This window comes from Maricurvus nonylphenolicus (genome assembly GCF_042854845.1).
GTDB lineage: Bacteria > Pseudomonadota > Gammaproteobacteria > Pseudomonadales > Cellvibrionaceae > Maricurvus > Maricurvus nonylphenolicus.
This window is the reverse complement of record NZ_AP031498.1, coordinates 35,976-49,623: the sequence shown is the minus strand read 5'-3', so window position 1 is coordinate 49,623 and position 13,648 is coordinate 35,976. Positions and strand designations below refer to the sequence as shown.

Below are 13,648 nucleotides of genomic sequence, written 5' to 3'. Positions count from 1 at the left end.
TTCAAATCAGCCAAAAACAAAAAACCCGCCAGGTGGCGGGTTTTGAAGTTCTTTAGGCGCTTAGCTTAACCGCGCTCGGCGCGAGCCTTGGTCACCAGATAGTTAACCACATCCAACATCTGCTTTTGACCGCCGGCCATCTTGGCGCTGACACGATACTTGCCTTCAACAATCATCTCCGGGGTACCGGTGATTTGGTAACCGCGGGCATTGGCATCGGCCAAGCGCACCTGGCTGCTCACACCAAAGGATTTATAGGCTTTGGTGAAGTCGGCTTTTGCCACACCGTGCTGGGCAAACAACTCGGCCAGCTCGTTTTCATCAGCCAGACGCTTTTTCTCCAGGTTCAGGGCATTGAACAGAGGCTGGTGAACTTTATCCAGTACACCCAGCGCTTTGGCGGCGTAATAGGCTCGGGCGTGGGTTTCCATCAAACCGTTCCACATCGCAGGAGATTTTACAAAGTTAACATCTTCACCCTGTTGTTTGGCCCACTGGTTGACCATAGGCTCGAAGCGGAAACAATGACCACAGCCATACCAAAACACCTCGGTCACTTCGATTTTGTTGGGATCAGCGGTAGTAACCGGAGTATTCAAAACTTGATAGTGAACACCGGCTTTATAGGTTGCATCCTGCGCACAGGCAGCGAGGGAAACCATCATTGTTAACAGAGCGAGAAACGCGCGCATGTGTGACTCCATGTTGGTACAAATAGTTATTTTTAAAAAGTGTCAGTATCTTTGGCTGTATTTAAGCCCCAGATCAATGAACCGCAGCTTAATGCAGACACTTGCTGCTCGGCAACCATACCTGGAACAGCAGGCACAAAAAAAGCGGCCAAAGCCGCTTTTTCTGACCATTACCTGTTGAACTTAGTTCAAACCGGCAATGAAGTTGGATACAGCGATGATCTCAGCATCGGTCATATTTTCAGCAACCTGACGCATAATCTTCTGATCACCATCGTTCCAGCGAGTACCGGAACGGAAGTCACGCAGCTGCTTCTCGATGTAAGCAGCGTGCTGGCCACCTATACGCGGGTAACCGGCAGGCGAGTTACCCTGGCCAGTTGGGGAGTGACAACCGGTACAGGCAGGTACCGCAGTCTTGGTGTTACCACCGCGGTAAACACGCTCACCCAGCGCCAGACCGTCAACTTTGATACCAGAGCTGGCTTGTACTTCAATTTCCTTGGCGCCAGACAGTTGCATTGGCTTGGAGGAGAAGTAAGCAGCGATATCGGCCAGATCCTGATCGCTCATACCATTCAGCATGCCAGTCATCTCAACCACGTCACGGCCACCGTTGGCGCGGCCTGTGCGGATATCTTTCAATTGCTTAACGATATATTTTTCACCCAGACCAGCCAGCTTGGGAAAGTTGGCGACCAGGCTGTTACCGTCTACACCGTGGCACGCAGCACATACTGCTGTTTTGGCTTCCCCAGCTGCAGCATCACCTGCGGCTACAGCACCTTGAGAGGCGGCAACCAAACCCAGTGAAAACACCGCATATTTGAATACTTTTTTCATGTAGCTAATCCGTTTTAATCGGTTGTCAGTAGTGCGCCGTAGTCATCAATAGCCCAACTCGGGCCTAAGCGCTACAATGCACGCCGCACGAATATTGGTGTTGGCGGCTAAAAAACCGCGACATTATATACTAACCATCTGAAATCTCACCTTTTTTGCAGGGGTATCGCTTGACCACAATCAAGACAGGGCTCAACTTCCATAAGGCCAGTTATACCATGAGCGCACCGTCATTGCGCCAATGCCCACCGGAACAGGGGGCAGAAGTTGCCTTTGCTGGTCGTTCCAACGCCGGTAAGTCCAGCGCCATTAACGCGCTCACGAACAACTCCAAACTGGCCCGTACCAGTAAAACCCCTGGCCGTACTCAGTTGATCAACTTCTTCGACCTGACCCCTGATCAGCGATTGGTGGATTTACCGGGTTACGGCTACGCCAAGGTTCCCATGGCCATGAAAAATGAGTGGCAAAAGAACCTGTCGGAGTACATCCAGAAGCGCCAATGCCTGCGCGGCCTGATTCTGATGATGGATATCCGCCACCCCATGCAGGAATACGACACCATGATGCTCAACTGGGCCATCGAAATGGAACTCCCCGTCCATATCCTGCTCACCAAGGCCGATAAACTCAAGAAAGGCCCCGCCAACAGCACCCTGCACAAAGTCCGCCAACACTTGGCTGATGCTGAGGTTGATGATCTTGTGAGCGCACAGCTGTTCTCTTCCCTGAAGAAAACCGGCGTAAAAGAGCTGGAAGCAGTCCTAAACAACCTGCTAGCCCCAGCACTTGGCTCTGAAGATAACTCGGGGTCTGACCCTGCGGGTCAGACCCCATAATACTTGGTAAGAGGTTTTTCTAAATTTAGTACGTGGCGCTTGCGGTCCCACCACCTGTTTCTTTAATGCTTTGGGCTTGCACTTTACTTGTTACAGGCACGCTTTGTGGGTCTGTGAGCGTAGGCGTCGAAGAGCTGGTGGTGGATAATTTGGCCGAAAAGCACAGTGTATAGGGAATACTCGAGCATTTGAGGCCAAATTATCCGCCGCCAGATCGAGTAAGGTAGCTCACAGACCCACAAAGAAAAAAACCCGGTAGGCTTGGGGATCTCTACCGGGTCAAAGGCCGGTACCCTTGGGGCGCGGTACCGGTCAGCGTTGCAGTACCCGTGGCGGGTACCACCATCCTGAATAATAAGACCGATCAAAGATTGAACAGTTCCGCAGATTGCTCGAATTTTAGACAAAAAAAAGCCCTAACCTTGTATCCAGTTAGGGCGCTTTGCTTTTGCTTGGGGAAGCAAGCTGGCCAATTAAGCCACGTTTTAAGCTGAGGAGAGCAAGACACCATGAAATCGTCTTGTATTCTATGACCAGCCCAATTCCAGTAAGTTCAAAACTTTTTTAAAAAAAATTTTGATAGAGCCATTTTGTAGATTATGGCGCCAGCTTTAGTGCCTCCGATTCAACTACAGGCCCCATTATTCAAGGCCTGCAGGTAATTAGTGGGCTTCATCCCAATTATCACCTAATCCCACCTCAACCAGCAGCGGTACATTCAATTCCGCCGCGGCTTCCATTTTAGCTTTGAGGCCTTCGGCCACTTGTTCAACACAGGATTCGGCCACTTCCAGCACCAATTCATCGTGTACCTGCATAATCACCCTGGCATCCAGATCACTGTCGGCCAACCAGGCCGATACATCGATCATGGCGCGCTTGATAATATCTGCCGCCGTGCCCTGCATAGGGGCGTTAATGGCGGTGCGCTCGGCGGCCTGGCGACGCATGCCGTTACGGGAATTGATTTCCGGCAGGTAGAGGCGACGCCCTTGCAGGGTTTCTACATAGCCCTGCTCGGCGGCTTGCGTGCGGGTACGGTCCATATAGTCCTGCACACCGGGGTAACGCTCGAAGTAAAGATCAATGTACTGTTGAGCTTCGTTACGGCCCACATGCAGCTGTTTACCTAAGCCGAAGGCTGACATGCCATAAATCAGGCCGAAGTTAATGGCCTTGGCACTGCGGCGCTGCTCGCCGGTGACCTTATCCACATCAACCCCAAATACCTCGGCGGCCGTAGCACGGTGAACATCCAGCCCCTCGGCAAAAGCACGCTGCAGACCTTCGTCACCTGACAAGTGCGCCATAATACGCAGCTCAATCTGCGAGTAATCCGCCGCCATCACCTTGTAACCCTCTGGAGCAATAAATGCCTGGCGGATACGGCGACCCTCTTCGGTACGAATGGGGATATTCTGCAGGTTGGGATCGGAAGACGACAGGCGCCCGGTGGCTGTTACCGCCTGGTGGTAGGAGGTATGGATACGGCCGGTATCCGGGTCGATCATCTTCGGCAACTTATCGGTATAAGTAGACTTCAGCTTGGACAGGCCACGGTATTCCATAATGACCTTGGGTAACGGGTAATCCAGCGCCAGCTCTTGCAGCACCTCTTCTGCCGTTGAAGGTGCGCCCTTCGGGGTTTTTTTAATGACTGGCAACTGCAGTTTCTCGAACAGCACTGCGCCCAGTTGCTTGGGTGAGCCCAGGTTAAATTCTTCACCAGCCAGATCGAAAGCTTCACGCTCCAGGGTTTCCAGACGCTCACCCAGCTCTATGCTCTGTTGGCCCAGGATATTGGCATCTACCAGGGCACCATTGCGCTCGATATCGGAAAGTACTGACAGCAAAGGGAGTTCCAGGTCAGTGAAGACTTGCTTTAGGCTTTCCTCTGCATCCAATTGCGGCCACAGAGTCTGGTGCAAACGCAGGGTGATATCGGCATCTTCCGCTGCGTAGGGACCGGCTTCTTCCAGCTTGATCTGATCAAAGGTCAGTTGCTTGGCACCCTTGCCGGCGATCTCTTCAAATTTGATGGTTTGTTTGTCCAGGTAGAAACCAGCCAGACTATCCATATCGTGACGGCTAGCGGTGCTGTTGAGTACATAGGATTCCAGCATGGTGTCAAAGGCGATACCACGCAGTGTGATGCCGTGATTTGCCAGCACACTGCGATCATATTTAAGATTTTGGCCTACTTTAGCTTTTTGCGGGTCTTCAAGAATCGGTTTTAACGCACCTAACACGTCTTCTTCGCTAAGCTGCTCTGGTGCCTCCAGGTAACTGTGGCCAAAAGGGACATAGGCCGCCTTGCCAGCTTCAACGGCAAATGACACGCCAACGATTCGCGCCTGCATATATTCAAGGCTGGTGGTTTCGGTATCAAGGGCAAACACATCTGCTGATTTTAGGGCTTCGAGCCAGCGCTCAAAGCCGGCCTTATCCAACACGGTTTCATATTCCGTACTCTCCACAGCCGGGGGCTGAGTGTTACCGCTTTCTTCTGACTCTGTATCAGCTTCTTGACTGCGAGCGGCATCACCGCTAGACAGCTCGGCAATCCAGGTCTTGAATTCCATATCCTTGAACAGATCCAACAGAGTTGCATCGTCCTGGGCCTGCATTTTCAGGTCACTTAGAGCAACTGGCATCTCTACATCACATTTAATGGTGGCCAGTTCGTAGGACAAATAGGCGTCTTCTTTATTAGCTTCGAGCTTTTCGGGCATCTTCTTCGCTCCCCGGAAACCCAGCTCGCGAATTGCTTCCAGATCACCGAAGATAGCATCCAGACCGCCCAGACCCTGCAATAGTGCCAGTGCCGTCTTTTCACCCACGCCCGCCACGCCAGGAATGTTATCGACCTTATCTCCCATCAAGGCGAGGAAATCGATAATGAGATTGGCCGGAATACCAAACTTATCCACAACACCCTGCTCATCCATCACTGTATCAGTCATGGTATTGACCAGGGTGACATGCTGATTTACCAGCTGAGCCATATCCTTATCGCCGGTAGAAACGATCACATCGCGGCCCAACTCTGTGGCCTGGGCTGCAAAAGTACCGATCACATCGTCTGCTTCAACACCTTCTATCGCCAACAAGGGTAGCCCCATGGCTTTAATGATGTTGTGGATAGGTTCGATCTGGCTGCGCAGTTCATCCGGCATTGGAGGGCGGTTGGCCTTGTACTGTGGATAAATGTCGTCGCGGAAGGTTTTGCCCTTGGCATCAAAGATTACCGCCACTTCACTCTGTGGATAATCCTTATGCAAACGCCGCAGCATATTAATGACCCCCTTAACCGCACCGGTTGGCTGACCTTTGCTGTTCGTTAATGGTGGTAACGCGTGAAAGGCGCGATAGAGGTAGGAAGATCCGTCGACCAAAATCAGGGGGGGCTGGCTCATAGAATGCTCGGTAACACTTTCTTATGGATGGGAAACTGGCCGCAAGCATACCTTATATGGAGCTCCAAGTTCGATATCTAGCTGCTTTCTGTGCCGTAACCTGTGCAGTAACAAAAATAAGATAAAAAGTTCATATTCAACAGATAGTGTTACCACCCAATGAGTAACACCATATATTGTAGTGTTACCCCTGTTTTGTGTAACTGATTCACACTTTTTGCACTTTTAGTAACAAATTGATCAAAAAACAGTTGGCGTTACCCAAAATTTTTTGTTACCATGAGTAACACAAGGTAACAACAACGTTCCTTGAGACACTTAACACACGGTTTGACGGTTCCAAGGCCGGCAAACTTGCAATTAGCCACCTTCACGGAGGGCCGCACAATGAAAAAGCTTGGTTTTCTGTTAGTTATCGCACTGTTTGCTCAAGGCGCTTTTGCGAATAAGGCTGGTTCACACTACACCAACGTTGCAGTCGCTGTTGCAGAGACTGGCGTTGCCGCTAGCTGGGCCGCCCAGCCAGCATTGAAAGCTGTTGAAATCGACGTAAACGATGAAGCGCTTTCTAAGCAGGTTGAAGTCGCTAACGACAAATTGAATGCAAAACTGGAACAGCGTATGGCCGAGATGCTCGAAGCCAAACTGTATCAGTAAGGCAATAGTTTTAAAGGTTTAAACTCTCTCTTTATTTTCATCGCTCTTCCCCGTACCGGCTACTCTCACTCTCCTCCCTTTTGTTACCGGTACGGGGTTCTTTTTTCTCCCTTATTTCCCCGTTCCACACTCCACAAACGCATCAGCCATTGCCGTAATTAGCTGTGTATAGCTATCTGCCTGCAGAGGATCGAGCTTCACCAAAGGTATATTCGCAGCGCGACTCACCTGAAGACTTAAACCATTAGTTTGGCCGGGAGCAACAAACAAACAGTCCCCACCCTTTAACTGTTGACGGATTTTGTGCAAATGCCTGGCCCCGGGACGACTATCTTCACCAGGGCTCACCACAATAGGATCAGACAAACGGTAATGGGCAGTAAAGTGGCTATAGGCGTCATGATAAACGCCATAGTTCAAATCTTTCAGAACATGTAACTGCTCACTAACACTCTTGTCCAGAGAGGCTATGGTGTTTACTCCATTACCTGCATTAACCTCCAAAACCCGACCAATCGCAGCCACAAGTTCCAAGGCATTATTAGGGTTGAGCCACATGTGCATATCCTGGCCGCTATGGTCATGACCATGGTGATGTGAAACCTCTTCGTTATGGGATTCTTCAGGCCAGGTTACAGAGTCCAACTCTGCCATAGCAATCGACGGCGCAGTTGACTGTTTCATCACTTTTGCCAGAAAACGCTCCATCTGTGGGCCAATCCACAACACCAAGTCTGCATTAGCAATGGCCTGTCGATCGGAAACCTTGAGAGCATAGCTATGGGGGTTTCCCCCATTTGGCACTAACACCCGATATTGCGTTTCAGACGGCAACACCGTCTTGGCAATAAGGGCCAAGGGCTGAATACTGGTAACAACCTGCAGGGGTTTTTCTGCAATTACATGGAAGGAGAACAAGAGGCCGCAGACTGCGGCAATAACACGGAACATATTAAAGACAAACCTAAACGCCAGAAAAGCACAGCTGTGTTATATAATAACATTTTTGGACTCTCAGCGCGGATAATATGGCTACGCTTTCAGACAATCATCCTTTGGCCTGTCGCCAACATGATCATGAACACTGTATTGAGACAGCCCTGCAAACAGCCCGTGATCGTTGCCTGGCAAACGGCGCTCGATTAACCGCCCTGCGCGAGCAGGTCCTGACACTCATTTGGCAAAACCACAAACCACTTGGTGCCTATGCCTTGATGGATATGCTCGCCAGTCAGTCCACCAAAAGGGTGGCGCCACCTACTGTGTATAGAGCATTGGATTTCCTGCTCGAGCAACAATTAATTCACAGAATCCATTCACTCAATGCGTTTATTGGCTGTACTCACCCTAATGAAGGGCACCCTAATAATTTCCTGATTTGCCAACAGTGTGGTGTTGCCATCGAGTTTAACAACAATCAGTTCCAGCAGGCCGTTAGCGATACCGCCAAAGACCATGGTTTTACCGTGTCTTCACAAGCCGTTGAATTAGTGGGCCTGTGTGTAAGCTGTCAGGAGTCAGCTGCGAATGCCTGATGCGTTATTGCAATGTGAAAAACTCTGCCTGCAGTTTGGCGAACGTACGATCCTCGACAATATCAATCTGAGTCTCAACCCTGGGGAAATAGTCACCCTGATTGGTCCAAACGGTGCGGGAAAGACCTCACTGGTAAGAGCCTTGCTGGGATTAATTCAACCTACAACCGGCAAGGTCGTTCAACATTCAGATCTGCGTATTGGCTATATGCCGCAGAAGCTGCATGTTGAAGTCAGTTTACCGCTGACGGCACAGCGCTTTTTAGGCTTAACCGGAGCCAACAAACGGGAAGTCGCTGACGCCCTACAACACGTGGGAATATCGCACCTTGCCAAGAGCCCTATACAACGATTGTCAGGTGGAGAAACCCAGCGGGTGTTACTGGCTCGTGCACTACTACGTAAACCCAACCTGCTTATTCTCGACGAGCCAGCACAAGGGGTCGATGTGGTTGGCCAGGCTGAGCTGTATGAATTAATCGGCCAAATACGCCATCAAACCGGTTGCGGCGTTTTGATGGTATCCCATGATTTGCACCTGGTGATGGCTGCCACTGACAGTGTGATTTGTTTAAACCAACATGTCTGCTGCCAAGGCCACCCGGAAAGTGTCAGCAACGACCCCGCCTATTTAGAGCTGTTTGGCCGTAGCGCCCACCCCGCCATTGCGGTGTATACCCATCACCATGATCACAGCCATGATATACACGGTGATGTTGTCTGTGGCGACCAGCACTCTCACACCGGCGACTGCCCCAACAAGGACCAACATCGTGCCTGATTTTATTTTATTTGCACTACTGGTTGGTTATGGCGTTGCAGTGATGAGCGGCCCACTGGGCTCTTTTGCCGTTTGGCGCCGCATGGCCTATTTTGGCGATACCCTGGCCCACTCCGCATTAATGGGTGTTGCCATTGGCTTGCTGCTGTCCATCAATATTAACCTGGCCATTACCCTCTGCTGTCTTTCTTTAGCCCTGGTATTGGTTGTTTTGCAAAACAATCGCGAAATTGCCACCGACACCCTGTTGGGCATTCTCTCGCACAGTACCCTGGCAATGGGATTAATCGCCGTCAGCTTATTTGGCGACGGCCGTATTGATTTGTATGCCTACCTGTTTGGTGATTTACTGGCCGCCTCTATGGAAGACGTGATCACAATTGCGATCACCGGTTTGATTGTTATTCCTATTGTTATTGCCCTCTGGCGGCCGCTACTGGCGATTACTGTTCATGAAGAACTGGCACGGGTTGAAGGCATTAAAGTGACCTTTGTCCGTACATGTCTGATGTTGTTAATGGCGCTGGTGATTGCTGTGGCCATGAAAGTGGTCGGTGTACTTTTAATTACTGCACTGTTAATTATTCCGGCAGCAGCGAGTCGACGCCTAAGCCATACACCGGAACAGATGGCGGTTATGGCAAGTGTACTGGGGTGCATTGCGGTGACTGGCGGCCTGGGATTATCCTATTTGATTGATACACCTGCAGGCCCGTCGATAGTTTTATGCTGCAGTGTGATCTTTTGTCTAAGCCTGCTTAAGCCACAGCCCGTATCAACTTAAGCTGAATTGAGAGTAAACCAGAGTCCTTAACATGCCTACAGCCCTGGCACGCCATATACTGGTAAAAACCCAAGCGGAAGCTGAAAAATTGAAACAGCGTTTGGCCAAAGGTGAAGACTTTGCCAAGCTCGCCAAAAAACATTCTATCTGCAACTCTGGCAAGCGTGGCGGAGACTTGGGTGAAGTACGCCCCAAGCAAATGGTAAAGCCGATCGATAACGTTATTTTCCGCAAACCCACCAACCAGGTTCACGGACCGATAAAAAGTCAGTTCGGCTTCCACCTGGTTGAGGTGATTTTTAGGGATTAATTCAGAGTTGACTCAGCGCGATTCATTAAATCGATTTTAATTTCCAGCACATCGATCATTTCGATGGGGCTGGCGCTGCCCTGACGCTGAATATGGGTCATCTCAAAAATTCTTTCCTGTCCACGTACTTCGATACACTGTGCTTGCAGTTTCACCATGGGTTTTTCCATGGACGACTTAAGGCCAATTAACGCGAAATCCTTTTTACCAAACTCCGGCCAAAGATCCTTGGCGGGGTCCAGGGTTAGTCGCACAGATTTCTCCGAGAAATCCAGCAAGGTCGCCGGTAATACTTGCTCTGTACCATTCTTACAGACGGTCACCGGCAAACTCACGGCGACACGGGTAAATTGTCGCGGTTCATGTCTGGAGAGTGTGCCCATCAACACATCAAGGTAGGCCACTTGCAATCCAGTGTGCACGCCGTCGGTAAGCTTAAGGTTCCTTTCAACCACAACATCCAGTTTAAGATGTTCTGTATTGAAGTTGGTGGACATCAAAACCAGTTTCGATTTAGGCGCGAACTGACCGCGGCGCCCCAGGGTCGCGCGGGAATCGTAATCCAGCTTGCGCTCTTCACCAATGGCACCGGGCACAATCAGCTGCATAGACTCTATGCGGGCAAAGCGCTCCTGACCAATTTCGGTTTGCAATAGCACACGGGTAATACCATCATCTTCCTCAAATTGGATATCTGATTGGCGATAGAGAGAGATATTATTGATGCGATAACCAATCACCAGGCTTTCCAGCACACTGGCTTCTTCATATTCCTGGTGATAGCGAATGCGACTGCCAATTTTGACGGCATTGACCATACGTTGCAGGGCTTGCATTTGCTGACGACGGCTGGGACCGTTGCTGTCTTGTTCTGCGCCAGACTGGCTGGAAGATGTTGACGCCTTAGCGTTGGTTTTCTGCTTTTTCTTATTGCCAAAAGAAATCATGTTTTACCCCAGCACATGGCAACTGCCATGCTTACCCCGCCTTTATAAGGCCTTTATGATTAAAATTTGGCCTATTATAAAGGGCGACCGGGTAAAACACTATGAGTGGAATGTGACTACTTGTGCTAGATCAGTCCTGCCATAGGGACATTGCCGACTGCATGACCAACTGAACCCGGCTACTTTCCAGCGGCGGCTTAATAAAGCCCTGGTAGTGGCCATAGGGGTTAATAATAGCGATATTGACACTGTGGTCGACAGTATAGCCCTGCTCCTGCTTGACCTTTACGAACGTCATATTCAACTGGCTGGCCAAACGTTTAACCTCCAGAAACTCTCCGGTTAAGGCCTTAAAGTCTGGATCAAAGTGTTGAATATAGGGTTGCAGTACTTCCGCCGTATCGCGACGGGGGTCTGCACTTAACAACACGACCTGTAACTGCTCACGAAAATCAGGCCGAAGCTTCTGGTAAGTATCCCGCAGAGTAGCCAGTGTCGTTGGGCAGATATCCGGGCAGTGGGTGAAACCTAAAAAGACCAGGCTCCATTGCCCTTTAAACACATCAATGCCAACGGCAGTGCCCTGCTCTGAGATCAGGCTGACATCTTTCAGTATCCTGCCTTTATCAAAGATATGTGCACCATTGGCTGTCATTTCCAGTGGGCTGAGAATCCGCGGAGTTGTGATTTTATTGATAAACAACAACATCACCGTCAGCATAAATGCACAAAGCACAAAAATAGTAAAACGCACACCTCGCTGCCGACTGTTAACAGACGCGACGCTCTGCGGGGCATTCTCGGTATAGGCAGAAGATACCTGATCGTTCATGGAACCAGCTCTCTGTTAATGTGATTATTGCAAACTAAAAGGAACCGTTACCGGAAACAGATAATGATCCAGCAGCATAATGACAAATAAGGCCATCAAATAAATGATGGAATACTTAAAGGTTTCCATGCCCGCCTGGGGATGCTTGTCCAATAACAGCACGACCGACCAGTAAATAAAACCTGCACCCAACACTACAGCGCCCAATAAATACAAACCGTTCATCATGCCGGTGGCAAAGGGCAGTAAGGACACCGCAAATAAAATCAGTGTGTATAACAAAATATGGATTTTGGTATAACGCTCACCATGGGTAACCGGTAGCATGGGAATATCCGCTTTGGCGTAATCATTTTTACGATGAACAGCCAGCGCCCAAAAGTGCGGTGGCGTCCAGGCAAAAATAATCAGCACCAACAACAAACCATGGCCGCCTATTTCATTGGTAACCGCTGTCCAACCCAATAATGGAGGTGCAGCACCGGCAATACCACCGATTACAATATTCTGTGGCGTGGCGCGTTTTAAAAACAACGTGTAGATAACCGCATAACCCAATAGCGATCCCAGCGTTAACCAGGCGGTAAGAGGATTGATAAAAGCCAGCAGCAGTGCCATGCCAGTAACACCAGTCACCAACGCAAAGGTTAAGGCTTGCCAGGGTTCTACCCGCCCCTTGGCGACAGGTCGATTGAGTGTGCGAATCATCTTCTGATCAATGTGGCGATCAACAACATGATTGACCACTGCCGCCGAGCCTGCACAGAGGGCAATCCCCAAATTACCAATAATCAACACATCCCAGGGCACCATACCCGGTACGGCCAAAAACATGCCGATGGCTGAGGTTAGAATCATCAGGGCAACTACATTGGGTTTACATAATTCCAGGTAGTCCCGCCAACTGGCTGATTCGGTACTGAGCGCTGTTGTTATAGATTTGCTCATATTATCTACCCCTCTTCGCTTATTATTTTTTCAGGCTTAAGTGTGTATAAGCGATGCATCACTGTCATCACTGTTAATAGTAGTAGTGCGCCTACGGCATTGTGAGCTACCGCGACCGGTAGCGGAATATGAGCCAATATGTTTGTTACACCCAAGCCCACTTGAACAAACAACACCACCGCCAACGCCAATGCCCAACGACGGCTATCAGGATGATTGAGGCACCACAATTTGTACGCCAACAACAGAACCACAACAGTGGTAATAATTGCACCGATCCGGTGACTAAAATGAATAGCGGTTCTCGCTTCGTTATCAAGATTACCGCCCAGATAATTAGGTCCAATCTGCTGCATCACATCAAAACCCTGAGCAAAATTCATGTCCGGCAACCAATATCCCTGACAGGTCGGTAAATCGACACAGGCAAGTGCAGCATAGTTGGAGCTGGTCCAGCCACCCAATAAAATTTGCACGGTCACTACCAGCAACGCAATTACAGTCCAGCGCTTAACATTCGCTAATTGAGCCAAACCTTGAAAGCTCCACTGGTAACCGCCCAAACGCTGAACCATTAACCACAGCAAACTCAGTGTTGCAAAGCCACCGAGTAAATGCGCAGTTACTACTTGCGGCCATAACTTTAATGTCACCGTCCACATACCAAACAGCGCTTGAATCACAATTAATACACAAAGCACATAAGCGTGTTTCTGTGGTCTACCGGGTATATTTTTTTCTCGCCAGGCACAAATTGCCAGTCCCAAAACCATTAACCCCAAGGTACCAGCAACAATACGGTGAACTTGCTCCGGCCAGGTTTTATCGGTTTCTACCGGTGTATCCGCAAAGACCGCATTGGCTTGGGCAATCTCCGCCTCGGTTGTCGGAACCCACAGATGACCGTAACAGGTAGGCCAATCGGGACAGCCCAATCCAGCATCAGCCAAACGGGTAAATGCACCTAACATCACAACGACTACTGCCAACGCTGTAGCAGCGATGGCGAGTCGAAAATAGGTTGAAGAACTAGGCATAAAAAAGAAACCCCGTTGATTTATGGT

14 protein-coding genes are annotated in these 13,648 nt (G+C 49.8%); 6 read left to right on the top strand and 8 right to left on the bottom strand.

Annotated elements, in window-relative coordinates; genetic code table 11:
• Window positions 1-65 precede the first annotated feature (65 nt).
• Together ACGHZ6_RS00235 and ACGHZ6_RS00230 are read right to left on the bottom strand one after the other, a co-directional pair.
• On the bottom strand, window positions 66-692 hold the full coding sequence (locus tag ACGHZ6_RS00235; protein WP_390616750.1) for a thiol:disulfide interchange protein DsbA/DsbL: 627 nt from the start codon (window positions 690-692) through the stop codon (window positions 66-68).
• A gap of 183 nt (window positions 693-875) precedes the next feature.
• Window positions 876-1,535, bottom strand: coding sequence for a c-type cytochrome (locus ACGHZ6_RS00230; RefSeq protein WP_390616749.1), 660 nt, complete (start codon window positions 1,533-1,535; stop codon window positions 876-878).
• A 218-nt stretch (window positions 1,536-1,753) separates the two neighbouring features.
• Here ACGHZ6_RS00230 and yihA point away from each other — a divergent pair, with 218 nt between their 5' ends.
• Window positions 1,754-2,374, top strand: coding sequence for a ribosome biogenesis GTP-binding protein YihA/YsxC (gene yihA / locus ACGHZ6_RS00225; RefSeq protein ID WP_390619214.1), 621 nt, complete (start codon window positions 1,754-1,756; stop codon window positions 2,372-2,374).
• A 662-nt stretch (window positions 2,375-3,036) separates the two neighbouring features.
• Here the strand turns inward: yihA and polA are convergent.
• Window positions 3,037-5,790: a DNA polymerase I gene (gene polA, locus ACGHZ6_RS00220; protein ID WP_390616748.1), complete on the bottom strand. Its 2,754-nt coding sequence runs from the start codon at window positions 5,788-5,790 to the stop codon at window positions 3,037-3,039.
• 387 nt (window positions 5,791-6,177) lie between these two features.
• Between polA and ACGHZ6_RS00215 the strand changes: the two genes are divergently transcribed.
• Window positions 6,178-6,447 carry a hypothetical protein gene (locus tag ACGHZ6_RS00215; protein ID WP_390616747.1) on the top strand — a complete coding sequence of 90 codons (270 nt, stop codon included), beginning with the start codon at window positions 6,178-6,180 and terminating at the stop codon, window positions 6,445-6,447.
• Window positions 6,448-6,558: 111 nt separating this feature from the next.
• Here the strand turns inward: ACGHZ6_RS00215 and ACGHZ6_RS00210 are convergent, their stop codons facing one another.
• Complete coding sequence (locus tag ACGHZ6_RS00210; protein WP_390616745.1) at window positions 6,559-7,398, bottom strand: metal ABC transporter solute-binding protein, Zn/Mn family; 840 nt, start codon at window positions 7,396-7,398, stop codon at window positions 6,559-6,561.
• Window positions 7,399-7,475: 77 nt separating this feature from the next.
• Between ACGHZ6_RS00210 and ACGHZ6_RS00205 the strand changes: the two genes are divergently transcribed.
• Genes ACGHZ6_RS00205 through ACGHZ6_RS00190 form a run of 4 tightly spaced genes read left to right on the top strand, consistent with a single transcriptional unit; the run spans window position 7,476 to window position 9,857 of the window.
• Window positions 7,476-7,982: a Fur family transcriptional regulator gene (locus ACGHZ6_RS00205; protein WP_390616744.1), complete on the top strand. Its 507-nt coding sequence runs from the start codon at window positions 7,476-7,478 to the stop codon at window positions 7,980-7,982.
• Entirely contained in the window at window positions 7,975-8,763 is a 789-nt protein-coding gene (gene znuC / locus ACGHZ6_RS00200; protein WP_390616743.1) for a zinc ABC transporter ATP-binding protein ZnuC, read from the top strand. Before ACGHZ6_RS00205 ends, znuC begins: the two co-directional genes overlap by 8 nt.
• Complete coding sequence (znuB, locus tag ACGHZ6_RS00195; RefSeq protein ID WP_390616742.1) at window positions 8,756-9,547, top strand: zinc ABC transporter permease subunit ZnuB; 792 nt, start codon at window positions 8,756-8,758, stop codon at window positions 9,545-9,547. The genes znuC and znuB overlap by 8 nt, the downstream gene beginning before the upstream one ends.
• A 31-nt stretch (window positions 9,548-9,578) precedes the next feature.
• Window positions 9,579-9,857: a peptidylprolyl isomerase gene (locus tag ACGHZ6_RS00190; protein ID WP_390616741.1), complete on the top strand. Its 279-nt coding sequence runs from the start codon at window positions 9,579-9,581 to the stop codon at window positions 9,855-9,857.
• Here ACGHZ6_RS00190 and ACGHZ6_RS00185 read toward each other — a convergent pair.
• From ACGHZ6_RS00185 to ACGHZ6_RS00170, 4 genes are all read right to left on the bottom strand, one after another.
• Window positions 9,854-10,804 (bottom strand): hypothetical protein, encoded by a 951-nt coding sequence (locus tag ACGHZ6_RS00185; protein ID WP_390616740.1) that lies wholly within the window; start codon window positions 10,802-10,804, stop codon window positions 9,854-9,856. The genes ACGHZ6_RS00190 and ACGHZ6_RS00185 overlap by 4 nt on opposite strands.
• A gap of 130 nt (window positions 10,805-10,934) precedes the next feature.
• On the bottom strand, window positions 10,935-11,636 hold the full coding sequence (locus ACGHZ6_RS00180; protein WP_390616739.1) for an SCO family protein: 702 nt from the start codon (window positions 11,634-11,636) through the stop codon (window positions 10,935-10,937).
• A gap of 24 nt (window positions 11,637-11,660) precedes the next feature.
• On the bottom strand, window positions 11,661-12,584 hold the full coding sequence (gene cyoE, locus ACGHZ6_RS00175; RefSeq protein WP_390616738.1) for a heme o synthase: 924 nt from the start codon (window positions 12,582-12,584) through the stop codon (window positions 11,661-11,663).
• Window positions 12,585-12,589: 5 nt separating this feature from the next.
• Entirely contained in the window at window positions 12,590-13,621 is a 1,032-nt protein-coding gene (locus tag ACGHZ6_RS00170; RefSeq protein WP_390616737.1) for a heme A synthase, read from the bottom strand.
• Window positions 13,622-13,648 lie beyond the last annotated feature (27 nt).